Origin of the sequence: Wansuia hejianensis (assembly GCF_014337215.1) — a bacterium.
GTDB lineage: Bacteria > Bacillota > Clostridia > Lachnospirales > Lachnospiraceae > Scatomonas > Scatomonas hejianensis.
On sequence record NZ_CP060635.1, the window covers coordinates 3,668,099 to 3,686,134 of the forward strand.

The window sequence follows — 18,036 nt, forward strand, 5'->3', positions numbered from 1 at the left end:
ATGATGGGAGACGAGAAAAAAAGCATGAAGCGAACGAAAATTATATGTACGATGGGTCCGAACTCAGATAAACCGGGGCTGCTGGAGGGCCTCGTAGATGCAGGAATGGATGTGGCGCGTTTTAATTTTTCCCATGGAGATCACGCGGAACATAAACTGAGAATGGACCGCCTGAAAGCGATCCGGGAAGAGAAGAAGATCCCTGTCGCCATACTTCTGGATACCAAAGGCCCGGAGATCCGGACGGGATTGCTGGAAGCCGGACGGAAGGTCAGCCTGGAGGAAGGAGATACCCTGGTACTGACCACGGAAGAAATCGTGGGGAATGCTCAGAAGGTTTCTATCAGTTACCGGGAACTGCCGTCGGATCTGAAGGAGGGGGATACAGTCCTGATTGATGACGGCCTCATCGAGCTGAAGGTAATGGCCCTGACGGATACGGAGATCACATGCCGGATTATTAATGGCGGGGAGCTGGGAGAGCGGAAGGGGATTAATGTGCCGAACGTGGCAGTCAATCTTCCGGCCATCACAGATAAGGATAAGAGCGATATCCTGTTCGGAATTGAGCAGGACGTGGATTATATAGCGGCTTCTTTTGTGCGGAAGGCTGAGGACATCCGGGAGATTAAAAGGTTCCTGAGTGAGCACGGCGGAGACCATATTGACGTCATTGCGAAGATTGAGAACGCAGAGGGCGTTGAAAACATTGATGAAATTATTGCTGTGACAGATGGAGTGATGGTCGCCAGGGGCGACCTGGGTGTGGAGATACCCGCCTACAAGGTGCCGCATATCCAGAAGACGATCATTGAAAAATGTAATCATCATTATCTGCCGGTTATTACAGCGACGCAGATGCTGGATTCCATGATCCGGAACCCGCGGCCAACCCGGGCTGAAGTGACAGATGTGGCCAATGCGATCTATGACGGTACAGATGCCATCATGCTGTCAGGGGAGACAGCCATGGGCAAATATCCCATTGAATCGGTTGAAATGATGGTGCATATCGCGCTGGAAACAGAGCGGTTTTTAAAATTTGAAAGCTACAGGGATGTAGAGGTTGCCAGAGATTCTGCCAGCGTATCCAGTGCAGTCGGCTTTGCGGCAGTTGATATGGTGGAACATATCAATGCCGCCTGTATTGCCACGCCAACCATGTCGGGGCAGACGGCCCGGCTGATCTCCAACCTGCGCCCCAGCGTGCCAATCTATGCGGTGACTCCCCATGAGTGGGCAAAAAGGAAGATGCAGCTCTATTGGGGCGTGAAATCTGTAACAGGCTATATGGAAGATTCTACGGAGAATATCATATCCCACGCGCTGTACATGATCGTACGGGAAAAACTTGTTAAAAAAGGTGAAATGGTTATTTTTACAGCCGGAGATCCGGCAACCAACGAGGTGAGCAATGAGGGCAATGCCACCAACATGCTTCACATCGCACAGGTGAAATAGAAGAGAGAAGTTGAGGAGAGAGACATTATGAAAAAACCATTTGTGTCAAAGGACAAATTAACGGAGATTGTGAAGGAGATTCCAACTCCCTTCCATCTTTATGACGAAAAGGGCATTCGTGAGAACGCAAAGGCAGTCAAGGAAGCTTTTTCATGGAATCCGGGGTTCCGTGAGTATTTTGCGGTAAAGGCGAATCCCAATCCTACATTGATTAAGATATTGAGGGAATACGGCTGCGGCTGTGACTGTTCTTCCATGACGGAGCTGATGCTGTCGGATGCCATGGGATTTACTGGCGATGAGATCATGTTCTCTTCCAACGTAACGCCTGCCTGTGAATATGAAATGGCAGAAAAGATAGGAGCCATTATAAATCTGGATGATATCACCCATATTGATTTCCTGGAGAAAACTCTGGGATATATCCCAAAGAAAATCAGCTGCCGTTATAATCCCGGCGGATTGTTTAAAATCAGCAATGACATCATGGACAACCCTGGCGATGCCAAATATGGGATGACGACGGAGCAGCTGTTTGACGCGTTCCGGATTCTAAAATCTAAGGGAGCTGAGGAATTTGGAATCCATGCCTTTTTGGCCAGCAACACCGTGACCAATGAATATTATCCGATGCTGGCGGAGGTGCTCTTTGAGCTGGCTGTGAAGCTGCAGAAGGAGACAGGCTGTCACGTAAGCTTTATCAATCTTTCCGGCGGTGTTGGAATTCCCTACCGGCCAGATCAGGAGCCTAACGATATCCGGGTGATCGGCGAGGGCGTCCGTCAGGTGTACAATAAGGTATTGACGGCAGCAGGTATGGGGGATGTGAGCATTTATACAGAGATGGGACGTTTCATGATGGGCCCCTATGGCTGCCTGGTCACCACCGCCATTCATGAGAAGCATATTTATAAGGAATACATCGGCTGTGACGCTTGCGCGGTTAACCTGATGCGCCCTGCCATGTATGGATCTTATCATCATATCACGGTGATGGGCAAAGAGGACGCGCCCTGCGACCACAAGTACGATGTGACAGGCTCGCTCTGCGAAAACAATGATAAGTTCGCTATCGACCGGATGCTTCCGAAGATTGATATGGGTGATCTCCTGGTAATCCATGATACCGGTGCGCACGGCTTTGCCATGGGCTATAACTATAACGGAAAGCTGTGGTCCGCTGAAGTGCTGCTGAAGGAAGACGGCAGCTACGAGATGATCCGCCGGCCGGAGACACCGAAGGATTACTTTGCCACACTGGATTTCACGCCGGAATACAGGAAAATGTTCGGTTAGAGGAAAATACTTGATTTTAAATGGTGATTATGATAGAATAACAAAGTGTTCCGGACTCAACCGGAACACTTTTCAGCCGGCGTGTCGGAATTGGCAGACGAGGCAGACTCAAAATCTGTTGATGGCAACATCGTGCGGGTTCAAGTCCCGCCGCCGGCAGGCACAAGGTTCAGCATTCTCAGGAATGCCGGGCCTTTTCTTTTTGTATAAATTCATACCCCCCACGGGGCTTACGCTGTATGAACTGCTGTGTTATGATTTTATCATACCCGGGAATAAATGAATAGAAAACAGGAGAAAAATAGATGAAGAACGCGGTGAAAATGGCCTCTGTTCTGACGGCGTTTGTACTGGCGGTGTCTTTGGGCGCATGCGGCGCTAAGCAGAATCAGACGGCAGATCAGTCAAAGCCAAAACATACAGGAAGCAGCGCGGCGGACAGCAGCGCAGGAAGTGCGAAAGATAAGACAGCGGGCGGCAGCGAAAGGGGTACCAGAACAGTGACTGACGCGCTGGGCCGGGAGGTGGAGATTCCGTCGGTTGTGGACGCGATTGTTCCGCTGGGAAATGCGCCGCGCATGGTGGCATATCTCGGTGTTGCAGACATGGTTGTGGGAATTGGGGAATGTGAAACAGCCGACAGTCCGATTAAAGCTTACGCCTATGTGAATGAAAAGAACTGGAGCGGGCTGCCCAACTGCGGAACGGATGCGATGGGGGAAACTGCCTATTATCCGGAAGAGATCATTACGGCCGCCCCGGATGTGATTCTCTGTACTTATACAGAGGATGCGGCGAATGACATTCAGAAGCAGACAGGTATCCCTGTAGTGGCAGTTTCCCAGGGGACCCTCTTCGATGAGGATTATGACGAGGCGCTCCGCATATTGGGTGAGGTCTGCGGCGTGAGCGACAGGGCGGAAGAATTAATTGCCTATATCAAACAGTGCCTGGAAGACCTTGAGACGAGAACGGAATCGATTCCTGATGAGAACAAGCCGTCTGTACTGGGAGCCGCTGCCACCTTTAAGGGCAGCCATGGAATTGAAGGCGTATACTCTAACTATCCGGTTTTTGCTGAAATCGCGGCGAAGGATATGGCCGTGGGGATTTCGGATACGGTAGGCGGGCTTCTGGTGGATAAGGAGCAGATCCTTTCCTGGAATCCGGATATGATTTTTCTGGATTACAGTGGCGTAGAACTTGTCAGGGCAGATTATGCGGAAAATCCGGATTATTATCAGCAGTTGAAGGCTTTTACCGATGGAAATGTATATCAGTGGCCGAATTCCACCTGGCACTGGTCGAATGTGGAGATCCCTCTGGTGAGCGCGTATTATACCGCCATGCTTCTCTATCCGGATGCTTTCAGTGATGTGGATTTTGAAGAAAAAGCAAGCGAAATATTCGATATGTTTCTCGGAGAGCCGGATTATCTCAGCGTGCTGGAAGACGCCGGCGCGGGCTATGGGAAGGTCACTTTCGGGGAGTAAGCGGGGATTGGTGTGATGGCAGAGAATCAAATGGTTCAGATGGAAAAATATACGCGGTTTGTGCGCCGCAAGAAGCTGGTCTTTCTGATCGCGGCGGCGGCAACTCTGGTGATTGCCCTCTTTTCCATCGGTGTAGGTTCGATACAGATTCCGGTGAAGGAGATTATCGGGACGATCTTCGGGCGGGGGGAGCTCCAGTCCCAGACAGTTATTATGGGCATACGGCTTCCCAGGGTGACGGCGGCGATCCTGGTCGGGGCGATTTTGGCTACCTCAGGGGCTGTCATGCAGTGTGTGCTCAGGAATCCTCTGGCGTCAGCGTCGACGCTGGGCGTATCACAGGGAGCGGCCTTCGGGGCCGCGCTGGGCATCATCGTGTTCGGCGGGGGCGTAGTGAATTCAGCGTCTGCCGCGTCAGCGGTTACCATTGATAACCCGTATATTGTTACACTCTGTGCTTTCGTGTTCGGGGCACTTTCCACGGTTGTGATCATCGCTATTTCACAGCTTAAGAAGGATATAGGGCCTGCTGGCCTTGTGCTGGCAGGGGTGGCTCTCAGCTCTCTGTTTTCCGGCGGGAGCACGCTTCTTCAGTATTTTGCCGATGAACAGAAGATCGGAGCTGTAGTATTCTGGACGTTTGGAAATCTGGGCGGGGCAAACTGGACGGAGCTGCTGATTCTACTGCTGGTGTTTGTCTGTTCTATGATTTATTTCATGCTGAACAGATGGAATTACAATGCCATGGAAAGCGGAGCAGATACGGCCAAGAGCCTGGGTGTAAATACGCGCGTGGTCATGGTGGTGAGCATGGCCATTTGCTCCCTGGCTGCATCGGTCGCGGTTTCGTTCGTGGGAATTATCAGCTTCGTGGGACTGGTCGCCCCACATATTATGCGCCGGTTTGTGGGGAATGATTTCCGCTATCTGGTGCCCTGTTCCGCGGTGGCGGGAGCGCTGCTGCTGATTCTTGCGGATACCTTTGGAAAATGGATCATTGCGCCTGTCATTCTGCCGATCGGCGCGATCACCTCATTCCTGGGCGCACCCATGTTTTTGTTCCTGTTGTTTAAGGGGGTAAAGACAAATGGTTAATGTGGAAGGCATAACGTTCGCTTATAACCGGACAGGCAAAAATGTACTGGAGCAGATCGGTTTTGATATAGAGGAAGGGCAGTGTATCGCGGTTCTGGGCAACAACGGAGCAGGGAAGAGCACACTTCTGAAGTGCATTGACAGGATCTGCCATGCCCAGGAAGGATCGGTTGCGGTGGATGGCAAGGATGTTTTTTCCATGCACAGCAGTGAAATGGCGCAGAATATCGCATACGTCCCCCAGAACACAGGCGCTATTAATATGACGGTGTATGATGCGGTGCTTCTCGGCCGCAGGCCTTATATCAAGTGGGACGCTGCGAAGGAGGACCGGGAAATCACCAGTAATATCATATGCAAGATGAAGCTGGAGGATTATATACTGCGGAATGTGTCTGAGCTGTCAGGCGGGGAAGCGCAGAAGGTGGCGCTGGCGAGGGCATTGGCCCAGGAGCCCCGGCTGCTTCTGCTGGATGAGCCTACCAGCAACCTGGATCCGCACAATCAACATGAAGTCCTGAGGCTTGTGAGAGGGATTGCGAAGGAACGCAAGATCAGCGTGATAATTATCATACATGATCTGAACCTGGCCATCCGTTACTGTGACCGGTTCCTGTTCCTGGACGGCGCGAAGGTGTATTCCTACGGGGGGATTGAGACGATGACCCCGGAGGCGATAGAGGAAGTGTATAAAATGCATGTACATATTATTGAATATATGGATATTCCGGTGATTGTACCGTTTCCGGATGTAAAGGTCTGAACAGGATCGTGGGGGAAGCCAGGAGGCTGGCCCGGGCAGGAGAAAGGATGAGTGAGATGGAACAGAATGATTGGGAAAAATGTGTGGCCTTTCACGGCCACGAATGCGGTGGGCTGACCATTGGCTATAAAGCGGCCCTCTATGCGATTGAGCTTCTGGAATTGAAGTTTTCGGATGATGAGCAGGTGGTGTGTATTGCTGAAAATGACGCCTGCGGCGTGGATGCCATTCAGGTGATCCTGGGCTGCAGCGTCGGTAAAGGGAATCTTTTATTCCGCATGCGGGGCAAACAGGCTTTTTCCTTCTATAACCGGAAAAGTGGGAAATCTGTCCGCCTGGTGCTGAAAAAGCGGCCGGAGGGGATGAGCAGGGAAGAGTCTTTTCACTATTACCAGTCCCTGGAACCGGCAGAAATGTTTGAGGTAAAAGAAGCGATGGCTGTGGTACCGGAACGAGCATGTATTTTCCGGTCATTGGAATGTGAGGAATGCGGTGAAGCCACCGCTGAGAATATGCTCAGGCTTGAAAATGGCAGAAAGCTGTGCCTGGATTGTTTCCACGCATACAGCCGCTTTGACGTCTGAAAATCAGAAAATAGTCGAAAAACCGGGTTGATATTTGAACGGGTATCCTTTATACTGCGTATTGTTTACTCGGAGGGTGAGCCATTCGTCAAGAAAATGGTGAGCTGGATAAGGTGACAGGCTGAGATGCCTGTACCCTTATCCAGCTTTTTTGTTATATAAGAAAGCTCTGGGGGCTTCTTTTTGTTACGAAAGCTTTCTGGCCGGATGCGCATGACGGGCGGGGGAAAAGCTGGACTTCAGCAGCACATCAGGGCGCCGCCTATTTCGGAGTGAACAGTAATGCGGCAGGTGATTTTAAGGGGAAATTTTAAAATGGCGGAAAGGAGAAAAAATGGACGTATTAAGAGGCAATATCAAAACCGTTTATTTCAGGTATTTAAGCGCCGCTTTCGGAAGCGCGCTGGTCAGCTCGATTTACAGCATTGTGGATATGGCTATGGTGGGGTTAGTATGAAGGTTCCGGAGGCACGGCAGCGCTTGCAGTGGCGGCTCCGGTCTGGAATCTCATCTACAGCCCGGGGCTGCTGACGGGAATCGGCGGTTCGGTATTATTCAGCGCCGCGCGCGGCAGGGGAGATAAAAAGAAGGGGAATGATTATTTTACTTTAGCCTTAATCCTTACTGCCTTTTTGGCGGCAGTCAGCTGGTTTGTCATAGTGTTCTGGGATACACAGCTGCTCGGTTTTTTTGGAGCGGAAGAAACGCTGATGATTTTGGCCAAGAGATATCTGTTTCCCGTGAAATTTGCTGTGCCTTTGTTCGTATTCAATCAGATGCTGTCTGCGTTTCTCAGAAATGATAATCATCCGGGTTTTGCCACGGCGGCAGTCCTGTCCGGAGGTGTTTTTAATATTCGGCGACTATTTCTTTGTATTTAAGATGGATATGGGAATAGAAGGGGCCGGGCTGGCAACGGCTATCGGCGCGCTGATTACTCTGCTGGTCATGACGGCCCATTTTTTCTCCCGGAAGAATTCTCTCAGACTGGTCAGGCCGGGACGAATGGCGGAAAAAAGCCGGCGAGTTCTTGTGACAGGGTTTTCCACCTACTATTTTCAGTCGGTGATGAAACCGGCGGCTTCGCTGAGGATATCGATTCTCAGAGGGCTGGCGGTGAGCGGAATTCTGATCTGGCTGCTGCCTGTAATTGCGGGAGCGGACTCTCTGTGGTTCGCGATGCCGGTTACCGAGCTGGCGGTTGCCATAGCCGTAACAGCTCTGATGCACAAATATGGACGGGAGCGGCGGGTTCGCGGAGAGGTACGCCATTGACAAGTGGCGGGGGCGATGCTACCATAGATTGACAGGACGGATTACATGCCCGCAGGGCACCACGAGCTTCACGCCCGGCATGGCATGCGTTAAAGTGTCTTATGGAATGCAGTAAATGGATAGGGAGGTCATGATGAAGCGTAATACGGAGCAATTAGTGGATGCAATTCTGGAAAGCTATGAACAATATGATACAATTACCCGGCTGGATGAGGATAATATTCTGAATAAGGAAATTTTGATTGAAGTTGTGGAGAAGATCAGACAGCTCCTTTTTCCGGGATTTTTTGATCCTAACAGAGTCCGTACGGAATATGTGAAGTTTCTCGTGGGTGAACGTATGGAATTTATTCAGTACCATTTGAGAAAACAGGTTGCGAAGGCTCTGGGAAACCGGGACCTGTGCGAAGAGTGCAGGCGTTCTGTAATCATGAAGCAGGCGGAAGATCTGGTCTATGAATTTATCTCTAAAATCCCGAAGCTCCGGGAGTACCTGTCTACAGATATAGAGGCGGCCTATAATGGAGATCCGGCGGCATACAGCACAGATGAGATTATTTTCTGTTATCCTGGGGTTTTTGCAGTCACTGTGTACCGGATTGCCCATGAACTCTGGCTTCTGAAGGTTCCGATGATACCGAGAATCATCACAGAATATGCACACAGCGTCACGGGAATTGATATCCATCCTGGTGCAACAATCGGAAAACATTTTTTTATAGATCACGGTACAGGCATTGTAATCGGCGAGACCACGCTGATTGGGGACAATGTAAAGATTTATCAGGGCGTGACACTGGGCGCCCTTTCAACAAGGAAAGGACAGCAGCTTAAGGGTGTGAAACGTCATCCGACCATCGGCGATAATGTAACCATCTATTCGGGAACTACGGTGCTGGGAGGAGATACTGTTATTGGGAACGGGGCGACAATCGGGGGCAATGCATTTATTGTGAGCTCAATAGCAGAAGGGATGAAGGTAAGCGTGAAAAATCCGGAACTGCAGTTCAGCGAGGGAACCTCCGCCAGCGAACTGGTGCAGGATGAATTCTGGGATTGGGTGATATAGAAATTTTGTATATGGTAATTATGAAAAGGGTACTGGGGACGGTACCTTTTTTGTATGGGACTTTAATATAGAAAAAAGAATTACTGAATTTTGTCGGACTGTATTTGACGCATTACAAAATATATGTTATATTTATAACTGTTATAATTATTACAATATAGGGATGGGAGTCCGGAGGGGAGTGAAGATGAGAACGGAGTTATTGGGGTATATCAGCCATTTTAAAAAGTTTTATACTCAGGTTTTTTCGGCATACGCAGACAAGTATGGGCTGTCACAGCTGGAAATTGATGTCTTGCTGTTTTTATATAATAATCCGGAATTTAATACAGTCCGGGATATTTCCGAAATGCGCGGGCTGGCCAAATCGAATGTGTCCAATGCAGTGGAGATTCTGCGCGGGCGGGGATATTTGAACAGCGAACCAGATCCGGAGAGCAGGAAGATCAAGCGGCTGAGTATATCGGATAAAATGCTCGGCAGAGCAGAAGAACTGGCGGCCTGTCAGACAGCCGGGTTTGCGCGGGCGCTCAGGGGGTTCACTGAGGAGGAGCGAGAACTCTGGAATCGATTCGCACGGCGCATTGACCTGAATATACAGGAAGCGCTGCGAGAGAGAGAGGAAGGGAAGGAGAAGCGGAAATGATTTATAAGTTAGTGATCTGTTTTCTGGCGGGCATGGGGGCCGGGCTTGGCACAGGCTTTGCAGGTATGAGCGCGGCTGCGGTGATCAGCCCCATGCTGATCGCATTTTTAGGCATGGAACCTTATATGGCAGTTGGAATTGCTTTGGCAAGCGATGTATTAGCAAGCGCTGTTTCTGCCTATACTTATGGTAAGAATAAAAATCTGGACATTAAGAACGGTCTGGTCATGATGGCGGCTGTACTGGCTTTTACCCTGGTAGGCAGTTACGTATCGAGCCTTGTACCCAGCACGGCCATGGGGGGATTTTCCACATTTATGACGCTGCTTCTGGGAATAAAGTTTATTGTGAGGCCGGTCATGACGACCAAAGCTTCCATGGAAGGCGTCAGTGTCAGGAAAAGGATCATACAGTCCCTGGTCTGCGGCAGTGTGGTTGGTTTCATCTGCGGCTTTGTCGGAGCGGGAGGCGGCATGATGATGCTTCTGCTGCTGACCAGCGTGCTGGGTTATGAATTGAAGACAGCCGTGGGTACCAGCGTCTTTATCATGACATTTACAGCCCTGACAGGTTCAGCCAGCCATTTTGTGATCGGGGGCTTGCCGGAGATCACCACTTTTGTGTTTTGCGTGGCAAGTACGCTGCTTTGGGCCAGAATTGCTGCTAAATTTGCCAATAAGGCAGAGCCCATTGTGCTGAACCGCGTTACCGGTGTAGTCCTGACAGTATTAGGCGTTGCAATTCTGGCGGTAAATTATCTTTAAACGGATATGTGGCTAAAATTCTTATAGCATCTTTATGTGGCTTACTGTATAATAAATACAGAAGTCTCGGCACACGAGTACGGTAGAATATAGGAGAATAACAGGTATGAGCAAATCAAAGAAACTAAAAAGAAGAATTATATTAATTGCGGTTCTCGCAGCGATTGTGTTTCTGTATTATTATATTGAACTTCCTGCAATTAATATCCATTCGGGGGGGTTTTGGGGATTCATGATCCTGATTGCCATCCTGCTGGTGGCCGTACTGCGGGTACTGCCGTTGATAAAGAGATCGCAGGAGGATGGGATTTCCCCTGATTTCCGGGGAGACAAGCCTCTGAGAGTTGGAATTATCATTGTTGGGGCGTTGATTTTGATATTTATTATTGGTTCCATTTTATCTTCCCCCATCGTGAATGCAGGGAAATACCAAAAGCTCCTGACAGTACAGGAGGGGGATTTTGCATCTGATATTGAGGAGGTGGATATCAAGACGATCCCGCTTCTGGACAAGGACAGCGCGACTCTTCTGGGGAACAGGAAGATGGGAAGCATGGCGGATATGGTGTCTCAGTTTGAAGTGGCAGATGATTACAGCCAGATTAATTATCAGGATGCCCCTGTCCGTGTATCGCCCCTGACCTATGCCAGCCCGATCAAATGGCTGACGAATCAGAGCAGCGGAATTCCTGCCTACATGAAGATTGATATGGCGACTCAGGATACAGAGCTGGTAAAGCTGGATAAGCCAATCCGCTACTCGAAGGGTGAACATTTTAACAGGAACATTTACCGCCATCTGCGGTTCAAATATCCAACTTATATTTTTGATAATCTCTTTTTTGAGATAGACGATGAAGGGACTCCCTGGTATATCTGTTCCGTGAAGAAATTTACGATTGGGCTGTTCGGCGGCCAGACCATCGGCCGGGTGGTGCTGTGTAATGCCCAGACCGGCGAATGCCAGGATCTGGCGGTGGAGGACGTGCCGCAGTGGGTGGATAAGGTCTATTCGGCGGAGCTGCTCACTCAGTTCTATGATTATTATGGGACGCTGAAGCACGGCTGGCTGAATTCTGTTCTCGGTCAGAAGGACTGCCTGACGACTACAGACGGATATAATTATCTTGCGATCGATGATGATGTCTGGGTGTATACGGGCGTGACTTCCGTGACGGGTGACCAGAGTATTGTCGGTTTTGTGCTGATGAACCAGCGGACGAAGGAGACGAAATTCTATTCCGTGACCGGCGCCGTGGAAAACAGTGCCATGGGCAGCGCGGAGGGCCAGGTGCAGAACCTGGGTTACCGGGCGACTTTCCCGCTGCTGTTGAATATCAGCGACCAGCCGACATATTTCCTGGCATTGAAAGACGACAGTGGCCTGGTGAAGAAATATGCCCTGGTGAATGTGCAGAAATACCAGATTGTTGCGATCGGCGATACGGTCAGCGAGTGCCAGGAGAATTATGCGAAGCTTCTGGCTACGAATGACATTGGGACAGAGGTCAAGGAAAGCCAGAGCGCGCGAGGCATCATTGAAAAAATGGTTCAGGTGGTAGTGGAAGGCAATACTCACTTCTATATCATGCTGGAAGGAGATGAGAACCTCTATGATGTGAATGTAGCGGAAAATCTGGATGTGCTGAGATTTGACGTGGGAGACCGTATCACGATAGAGTATACAGAAGGTGTGGATAGCTGCATCGTCAGCGAAATAAAATAAATTTATTGCCTGTCGTAGAAACGGAACTTCGCTGACAGGTCAGAGGGGCAGGTGCTCAGTGAATGAGGGGATCATTGATAGAGTGCCTGTCCTTCTGTTTTTGGTGGATAGTAAGTTCCCTGAATTTTTCCGGTCTGTTCCCCTGCCTGCTGGGGCATGTATTTCGGGATGCCTTGTGGGTATAGATTTGCGGGAATTTGTGAGATTGAGCGGGACTTTGATGTTGCTTCTTGTGGAATGATTCGCAGAAAAATGTGGGATTGTGAATGTTTTGGGGAAATATCTATTGCTATTTTAGTGGGGTTGCGTTATAATGAGCCTAACGATGGAATTGTGGAGAAGTATCTGCAAGGAGAATGAAGATGAAGAGATCTAAACGTATTGAAACACTGGATCAACGGCCGGTGAATCTGGACGGATTTATTAATGAATGGCCTGAAATGGGATTTGTTGCGATGAGCAGTCCCTACGATCCCAAGCCATCCGTGAAAGTGCGGGAAGGGAAGATCGTTGAACTGGACGGCAAGAAAAGAGAAGAATTTGATTTTATTGACCAGTTTATTGCAGATTATGCGATTGATATTGAACGAGCGGAAAAATCCATGTCGGTGCCTGCTTTGAACATTGCCAGGATGATTGTGGATATACATGTGTCCCGGAAGGAGATCCTGGAATTAATTTCCGGAATCACACCTGCCAAGATGGTAGAGGTTATGAACCATCTGAATGTGGTGGAGCTGATGATGGGCATGCAGAAAATACGTGCCAGGAAGACGCCGGGCAACCAGGCTCATATCACGAACCTGAAGGATGATCCGGTGCAGATAGCGGCGGATGCGGCAGAAGGCGCACTGCGCGGTTTTGCAGAAGAGGAGACGACCATGGGCGTGGCCCGTTATGCTCCACTGAGTGCCATGGCGCTGCTGATCGGCTCACAGGTAGGGCGTCCCGGCGTGCTGACACAGTGTTCCGCCGAGGAAGCGACAGAGCTGGAGCTGGGAATCCGCGGCCTGACTACATATGCAGAGACACTCTCCGTCTATGGTACGGAAAAGGTGTTTATAGATGGCGATGATACGCCGTATTCAAAGGCATTTTTGAATTCCGCCTATGCATCCAGGGGTCTGAAGGTGCGTTTTACTTCCGGATCAGGTTCCGAGGTGCTGATGGGCAACAGCGAGAAGAAGTCGATGCTGTACCTGGAGTGCCGCTGCCTCTACGCCACGAAGGGTGCGGGAAGCCAAGGCATTCAGAACGGTTCCGTAAGCTGCATCGGCGTTCCGGGTTCGGTGCCCGGAGGTATCCGTGAGGTTATGAGCGAGAACCTGGTAGCGGCTCTGCTGGGGCTGGAATGTGCTTCCTCCAATGACCAGAGCTTTTCAAATTCTGATATGCGCCGTACGGCCAGAACTATGCTGCAGTTTCTTCCGGGTACGGATTTCATTTTCTCCGGATATGCTGCAGAACCGAATTATGATAATATGTTCGCGGGATCTAACTTCGATGCCGAGGATTTTGATGATTATAATGTCCTTCAGAGGGACATGCAGGTGGACGGCGGCCTGAGGCCGGTGACGGAAGAAGAAGTCATCCGCGTGCGGAATAAAGCTGCAAAGGCTGTTCAGGCTGTATTCAGGCAGCTGGGACTGACACCTGTTTCAGATGAACAGGTTGAGGCGGTTACTTATGCTCACGGAAGCAGGGACACTCTGCCCAGAGATGTTACGGCGGATCTGATGGCAGCGGAGGATGTGCTGAAGCGGGGGATTACGGGCGTCGATGTGGTGCGCGCCCTGTCTGAGTCCGGTTATCAGGATGTGGCGGAAAGTGTGCTGAACATGCTGAAACAGAGGGTTGTCGGTGACTATATGCAGACGGCTGCGATCCTGGACAGGAATTTCCGCGTGCTGTCCGGAGTTAATACACCCAATGATTATATGGGCCCCGGAACCGGTTACCGTGTGGAAGGAAGCCGATGGGAAGAGATTAAGAAAATTCCTCACATTATAAATCCTAAGGATATTTAGGAGGAGAGACAATGCAGATCAGTGAAACGTTAGTAAAACAGATAACTGAAGCGGTGATTGCGCAGATGCAGAACCGGCAAGGAGACTCAGTCTCCGCGGTGCCTTCATCGGAGGTGCCTTCCATGGCCGGCCATGACCGAATCAATGAGAAGAAGACCTCCTATGCCGGATATCCCAGGGCGAAGAAAGGAACTGATCCGAAAGAGGTCGTGATCGGTGTGGGGGCAGCATTTCAGAGGGAAATTAAGAAGACCATCTGTGGGATACCGCTGGAAGATGTCCTGAAGAATGTTAAGGCGGGTATTGAAGAAGAGGGTATGATTCCCAGAGTCGTGAAGATCCTGGACACCTCAGATGTGTGCTTTATGGCTCTGGAAGCGGCCAAGCTGTCAGGTTCGGGGATTGGTGTGGGCATTCAGTCCAAGGGAACTACGGTCATTCATCAGAAAGACCTGTATCCCCTTTCCAACCTGGAACTGTTCCCCCAGGCGCCGCTGATGGACCTGGAGACGTACCGGAAGATTGGACAGAATGCCGCCAAATATGTGAAAGGTGAGCAGGTAGTTCCGGTTCCCTGTACCAATGATCCTATGTCCAGGCCGAAATATCAGGTAAAAGCGGCGTTGATGCACATCGCCGAGACAGAGCAGCTGGATCCGGAGATGGGAATTATCGAATGGGAGGAAAAATAAATGCAGTACCCATTAGGTGAACATGAAAAAGAGAGGATTACATCCAAGACTGGCAAAAAGCTTACAGACATTACGCTGGATGAGGTGATGAAGGGACACGTGGGACCAGATGACATCAAGATTTCCAAAGAGATGTTAAAAGCTCAGGGGCAGGTGGCCAGGGAAGCGGATAATGCTCCCATGGAGAAAAATTTTGAGCGGGCGGCCGAGCTGGTGGACGTGCCGGACGATGTGATCCTGAAAATGTATGATAAATTGCGGCCGAACCGTTCCACCAAGCTGGAGCTGGTCATGATGGCCAAAGAACTTCTGGAGAAATATGACGCTAAAAACTGTGCCCGTCTTGTGATGGAAGCCGCAGAAGTATACGAAAAAAGGGGAATCTTACTTTGAAATTCATTGCTGGTGTTGACATTGGGAATTCCACAACGGAGGTATGCGTGGGAGAGAGGGAGGAAGGCGGACGCCTGAACTTTCTTGCGAGCGCATCCATTTCCACAACCGGAACCAAAGGTACGGTTGCGAATGTCCATGGCATCAAAGCAGCGCTGAAACAGGCGATGGGAAAGATCGGAAGAAATGTAGAAGATATTTCCCTGGTGCGGCTGAATGAGGCGGCGCCGGTCATTGGCGATACCGCTATGGAGACTCTTACTGAGACAATTATCACAGATTCTTCCATGATCGGGCACAACCCTTCGACGCCGGCAGGCGCCGGACAGGCGGTGGGAGAACTGCTGGTTCTGGAGAATCTGTACCGTGCGGTTCCGGGAAAGCCTTATATTGTAGTAATTTCACGTAACCATTCCTATGAAGAGGCGGCGGAGCAGATTAACCGGGCGGCTGAAAAGTTTGATATTAAAGGGCTGATCCTGCAGGCTGATGAGGCCGTGCTGGTGGAGAACCGCCTGAACAGGAAGATTCCTATCATTGATGAGGTATCCCGGATTGACCGGGTCCCAGATGGTGAAAGGGCGGCGATTGAAGTGGCACTGGCCGGACAGACGATCCGGATGCTGTCCAATCCCTATGGGATTGCCACTCTTTTGGAATTAGATGCAGAAGAAACCCGGACTGTAACGCCCATAGCGAAAAGCCTGATCGGAAAACGCAGCGCTGTTGTGATTAAGACGCCAGGCGGTGACGTGAAGGAACATGTTCTTCCGGCGGGTGAGATTTACCTGGATGCGTCGAACAGCACGAAGGTGAATCTGGACGAGGGCGCGGAGAGGATCATGAAAGCCGTGGCCGATGCCGGAACCATCCGGGACATTTCCGGACAGGCTAACACAAATGTGGGCAACATGCTGGCCCGCATCAAAAAAGGTATGGGAGAAATCAGCGGAGAACAACATGCGGATATCCGCATTACTGATCTATTGGCGGTCGATACGCTGGCGCCGGTTCTGATATCCGGGGCCCTGGCGGGAGAGACCTGCCTGGAAAAAGCTGTGGGAATCGCCGCGATGGTGAAGACACAGCAGCTTCCCATGAGAGAGATTGCCGGTAAATTAAAGGAAGAACTGGGCACTGAAGTTGTAGTAGCCGGAGTAGAGGCTGTTATGGCCAGCCTCGGCGCGCTGACAACACCGGGTACGAGGCTGCCTCTCGCCATTCTGGATATGGGCGGCGGTTCCACGGACGCTGCAGTGGTCTATGAGGATGGCCATGTGGTGATGACCCATCAGGCGGGAGCAGGGGAGCTGGTTTCCATGCTGATTGAGACAGAGCTGGGCCTGAATGACAGACATATGGCAGAACAGATCAAAAGGTACCCTCTTGCCAAGGTGGAGAGCTTGTTCCACATGCGGATGGAAAATGGCCAGATGACCTTTGTGGAGGATTCCATTGATCCCAGGTTTTACGGCCGGGTGGTGCTGTTGGCAGAGAATGGGCTGATCCGGATCGAAAAGGATATTCCCATGGAGAAAATCGCTCAGGTCCGCAGGGACGCCAAGAAAAAGGTGTTTGCCACTAATGCGTTCCGGGCGCTGAAGAAAGTAGCACCGGAGCATGACTTGAAGAATATTTCCAACGTGGTTCTGGTCGGCGGTTCTGCAGAGGATTTTGAAATCCCTGAGATGCTGATGGAAGAATTCGCCAAGTACCGGATTGTATGCGGGCGCGGCAATATCCGTGGATCAGAAGGGCCCAGAAATGCGGTGGCTACCGGGCTGGTGCTTTCTTATATGGGAGATTGAGAATGATCATCAAAAGACCTTCGATATTTATTTATACCAATGAACCAGACCGGGATTTCCTGAGAGAAGTCTGTGCGGGCATCGAGGAAGAGGGTGTCTTTTATGAGATCATCCCCGGAGAGGCCGCAGATCTGGATGAACTGGCTTATGACGCGGCCAATGATTCCATGCTGGGTTCCGGCGTCGGGATTTCCGGGACAGATATTGCCATGCAGATGAGGGGAATCGCGAAAGGCAGGAATGTGGAGGTTTATCACATGCCGACTTATGAACAGTGCAGAAGGCTGGGAGCCAACAGCGCCAGAGCAATTAAAAAGCAAAGCTTTAAATGACAGATTTTGACAGAGAAAACGATAAAAGAGGTTTTCGGAATGAAGATTTATACAAAAAAAGGTGACAACGGAAGAACCTCCCTGCTGAACGGCCAGGGGGTGCTGAAGACAGATGACCGGATTGAACTGCTGGGCACGATTGACGAGCTGAGCAGCCAGATCGGTCTTGCTAAGGTGCTTGCGGGTGAGCAGCTTCGGACGGAGCTGACTCATATCCAGAAGAATCTGATGCATATTATGTCCGGCGTTGCCGATCCGATGAAAAAAGATTATCGTTTCAATGAAAAGGAAACGGAGACTCTGGAACAGTGGATCGACCGGACCGAAGATTCGTTTCCAAGGATTAAGGATTTCGTGCTCTATGGCGGCTGCGAACAGTCGGCAAGGCTGGATGTGGCGCGGGCTGTGGCCAGGAGAGCAGAACGGCGGTTCCGGCTTGTGGCTCAGAAGTTTGTGGCGGATAAAAAAGCGATGCAGTATGTAAATCGTCTGTCTGATTACCTGTATGTTTCGGCGAGATATGCGGACTATCAGGCGGAGAATAACCGGGCGGAGGGCGTGCGGCAGGAAGTCATAAAAGATGTTATGAAGAACATGAAGGGACAGGATTAA

The 18,036-nt window shown here is 50.5% G+C and carries 19 protein-coding genes and 1 tRNA gene; all 20 read left to right on the forward strand.

Going from position 1 to position 18,036, the window contains the following annotated elements; translation table 11 throughout:
• Positions 1-24: 24 nt before the first annotated feature.
• Positions 25-1,461, forward strand: coding sequence for a pyruvate kinase (pyk, locus tag H9Q79_RS16825; RefSeq protein ID WP_249328772.1), 1,437 nt, complete (start codon positions 25-27; stop codon positions 1,459-1,461).
• Between the two features lie 27 nt (positions 1,462-1,488).
• On the forward strand, positions 1,489-2,757 hold the full coding sequence (locus tag H9Q79_RS16830; protein WP_330596848.1) for a diaminopimelate decarboxylase: 1,269 nt from the start codon (positions 1,489-1,491) through the stop codon (positions 2,755-2,757).
• Positions 2,758-2,832: 75 nt separating this feature from the next.
• Positions 2,833-2,916 (forward strand) — tRNA-Leu (locus H9Q79_RS16835).
• A gap of 146 nt (positions 2,917-3,062) precedes the next feature.
• The gene (locus H9Q79_RS16840) at positions 3,063-4,250 is read left to right on the forward strand and encodes an ABC transporter substrate-binding protein (protein ID WP_118646281.1); all 1,188 of its coding nucleotides are present in this window, start codon (positions 3,063-3,065) and stop codon (positions 4,248-4,250) included.
• Between the two features lie 15 nt (positions 4,251-4,265).
• Positions 4,266-5,345, forward strand: a complete 1,080-nt coding sequence (locus tag H9Q79_RS16845; protein WP_249328773.1) for a FecCD family ABC transporter permease — start codon at positions 4,266-4,268, stop codon at positions 5,343-5,345.
• Positions 5,338-6,108: an ABC transporter ATP-binding protein gene (locus H9Q79_RS16850; protein ID WP_118646280.1), complete on the forward strand. Its 771-nt coding sequence runs from the start codon at positions 5,338-5,340 to the stop codon at positions 6,106-6,108. The genes H9Q79_RS16845 and H9Q79_RS16850 overlap by 8 nt, the downstream gene beginning before the upstream one ends.
• A gap of 56 nt (positions 6,109-6,164) precedes the next feature.
• Entirely contained in the window at positions 6,165-6,692 is a 528-nt protein-coding gene (locus tag H9Q79_RS16855; protein WP_118646385.1) for an FmdE family protein, read from the forward strand.
• A gap of 334 nt (positions 6,693-7,026) precedes the next feature.
• Positions 7,027-7,149: a hypothetical protein gene (locus tag H9Q79_RS18425; RefSeq protein ID WP_330596850.1), complete on the forward strand. Its 123-nt coding sequence runs from the start codon at positions 7,027-7,029 to the stop codon at positions 7,147-7,149.
• Between the two features lie 28 nt (positions 7,150-7,177).
• Complete coding sequence (locus tag H9Q79_RS18430; protein ID WP_330596851.1) at positions 7,178-7,573, forward strand: MATE family efflux transporter; 396 nt, start codon at positions 7,178-7,180, stop codon at positions 7,571-7,573.
• A 7-nt stretch (positions 7,574-7,580) separates the two neighbouring features.
• Positions 7,581-7,967 carry a hypothetical protein gene (locus H9Q79_RS18435; RefSeq protein WP_330596852.1) on the forward strand — a complete coding sequence of 129 codons (387 nt, stop codon included), beginning with the start codon at positions 7,581-7,583 and terminating at the stop codon, positions 7,965-7,967.
• Positions 7,968-8,097: 130 nt separating this feature from the next.
• Positions 8,098-9,036, forward strand: coding sequence for a serine O-acetyltransferase EpsC (epsC, locus tag H9Q79_RS16865; RefSeq protein WP_249328774.1), 939 nt, complete (start codon positions 8,098-8,100; stop codon positions 9,034-9,036).
• A 187-nt stretch (positions 9,037-9,223) separates the two neighbouring features.
• Positions 9,224-9,682, forward strand: coding sequence for a MarR family winged helix-turn-helix transcriptional regulator (locus H9Q79_RS16870; protein ID WP_118646279.1), 459 nt, complete (start codon positions 9,224-9,226; stop codon positions 9,680-9,682).
• The gene (locus H9Q79_RS16875; protein ID WP_118646278.1) at positions 9,679-10,446 is read left to right on the forward strand and encodes a sulfite exporter TauE/SafE family protein; all 768 of its coding nucleotides are present in this window, start codon (positions 9,679-9,681) and stop codon (positions 10,444-10,446) included. Before H9Q79_RS16870 ends, H9Q79_RS16875 begins: the two co-directional genes overlap by 4 nt.
• Positions 10,447-10,552: 106 nt before the next feature.
• A complete protein-coding gene (locus H9Q79_RS16880) occupies positions 10,553-12,172 on the forward strand; it encodes a CvpA family protein (protein ID WP_118646276.1) in 1,620 nt (539 codons plus the stop codon).
• 362 nt (positions 12,173-12,534) lie between these two features.
• Positions 12,535-14,199 carry a propanediol/glycerol family dehydratase large subunit gene (locus tag H9Q79_RS16885; RefSeq protein WP_118646274.1) on the forward strand — a complete coding sequence of 555 codons (1,665 nt, stop codon included), beginning with the start codon at positions 12,535-12,537 and terminating at the stop codon, positions 14,197-14,199.
• A gap of 11 nt (positions 14,200-14,210) precedes the next feature.
• Positions 14,211-14,891, forward strand: coding sequence for a propanediol/glycerol family dehydratase medium subunit (locus H9Q79_RS16890; RefSeq protein ID WP_118646272.1), 681 nt, complete (start codon positions 14,211-14,213; stop codon positions 14,889-14,891).
• The gene (locus H9Q79_RS16895) at positions 14,892-15,284 is read left to right on the forward strand and encodes a diol dehydratase small subunit (protein WP_249328775.1); all 393 of its coding nucleotides are present in this window, start codon (positions 14,892-14,894) and stop codon (positions 15,282-15,284) included.
• Positions 15,281-17,092: a diol dehydratase reactivase subunit alpha gene (locus tag H9Q79_RS16900; protein WP_118646268.1), complete on the forward strand. Its 1,812-nt coding sequence runs from the start codon at positions 15,281-15,283 to the stop codon at positions 17,090-17,092. Before H9Q79_RS16895 ends, H9Q79_RS16900 begins: the two co-directional genes overlap by 4 nt.
• A gap of 2 nt (positions 17,093-17,094) precedes the next feature.
• Positions 17,095-17,424, forward strand: a complete 330-nt coding sequence (locus H9Q79_RS16905) for a glycerol dehydratase reactivase beta/small subunit family protein (RefSeq protein WP_249328776.1) — start codon at positions 17,095-17,097, stop codon at positions 17,422-17,424.
• Positions 17,425-17,463: 39 nt separating this feature from the next.
• Entirely contained in the window at positions 17,464-18,036 is a 573-nt protein-coding gene (locus H9Q79_RS16910; protein ID WP_118646264.1) for a cob(I)yrinic acid a,c-diamide adenosyltransferase, read from the forward strand.

Excerpts from the sequence above, each read along its gene's own strand:
- pyk (WP_249328772.1), top strand. The coding sequence starts at position 25 with ATGAAGCGAACGAAAATTATATGTACGATGGGTCCGAACTCAGATAAA.
- H9Q79_RS16830 (WP_330596848.1), top strand. The coding sequence starts at position 1,489 with ATGAAAAAACCATTTGTGTCAAAGGACAAATTAACGGAGATTGTGAAG.
- H9Q79_RS16840 (WP_118646281.1), top strand. The coding sequence starts at position 3,063 with ATGAAGAACGCGGTGAAAATGGCCTCTGTTCTGACGGCGTTTGTACTG.
- H9Q79_RS16845 (WP_249328773.1), top strand. The coding sequence starts at position 4,266 with ATGGCAGAGAATCAAATGGTTCAGATGGAAAAATATACGCGGTTTGTG.
- H9Q79_RS16850 (WP_118646280.1), top strand. The coding sequence starts at position 5,338 with ATGGTTAATGTGGAAGGCATAACGTTCGCTTATAACCGGACAGGCAAA.
- H9Q79_RS16855 (WP_118646385.1), top strand. The coding sequence starts at position 6,165 with ATGGAACAGAATGATTGGGAAAAATGTGTGGCCTTTCACGGCCACGAA.
- H9Q79_RS18425 (WP_330596850.1), top strand. The coding sequence starts at position 7,027 with ATGGACGTATTAAGAGGCAATATCAAAACCGTTTATTTCAGGTATTTA.
- H9Q79_RS18435 (WP_330596852.1), top strand. The coding sequence starts at position 7,581 with ATGGGAATAGAAGGGGCCGGGCTGGCAACGGCTATCGGCGCGCTGATT.
- epsC (WP_249328774.1), top strand. The coding sequence starts at position 8,098 with ATGATGAAGCGTAATACGGAGCAATTAGTGGATGCAATTCTGGAAAGC.
- H9Q79_RS16870 (WP_118646279.1), top strand. The coding sequence starts at position 9,224 with ATGAGAACGGAGTTATTGGGGTATATCAGCCATTTTAAAAAGTTTTAT.
- H9Q79_RS16875 (WP_118646278.1), top strand. The coding sequence starts at position 9,679 with ATGATTTATAAGTTAGTGATCTGTTTTCTGGCGGGCATGGGGGCCGGG.
- H9Q79_RS16880 (WP_118646276.1), top strand. The coding sequence starts at position 10,553 with ATGAGCAAATCAAAGAAACTAAAAAGAAGAATTATATTAATTGCGGTT.
- H9Q79_RS16885 (WP_118646274.1), top strand. The coding sequence starts at position 12,535 with ATGAAGAGATCTAAACGTATTGAAACACTGGATCAACGGCCGGTGAAT.
- H9Q79_RS16890 (WP_118646272.1), top strand. The coding sequence starts at position 14,211 with ATGCAGATCAGTGAAACGTTAGTAAAACAGATAACTGAAGCGGTGATT.
- H9Q79_RS16895 (WP_249328775.1), top strand. The coding sequence starts at position 14,892 with ATGCAGTACCCATTAGGTGAACATGAAAAAGAGAGGATTACATCCAAG.
- H9Q79_RS16905 (WP_249328776.1), top strand. The coding sequence starts at position 17,095 with ATGATCATCAAAAGACCTTCGATATTTATTTATACCAATGAACCAGAC.
- H9Q79_RS16910 (WP_118646264.1), top strand. The coding sequence starts at position 17,464 with ATGAAGATTTATACAAAAAAAGGTGACAACGGAAGAACCTCCCTGCTG.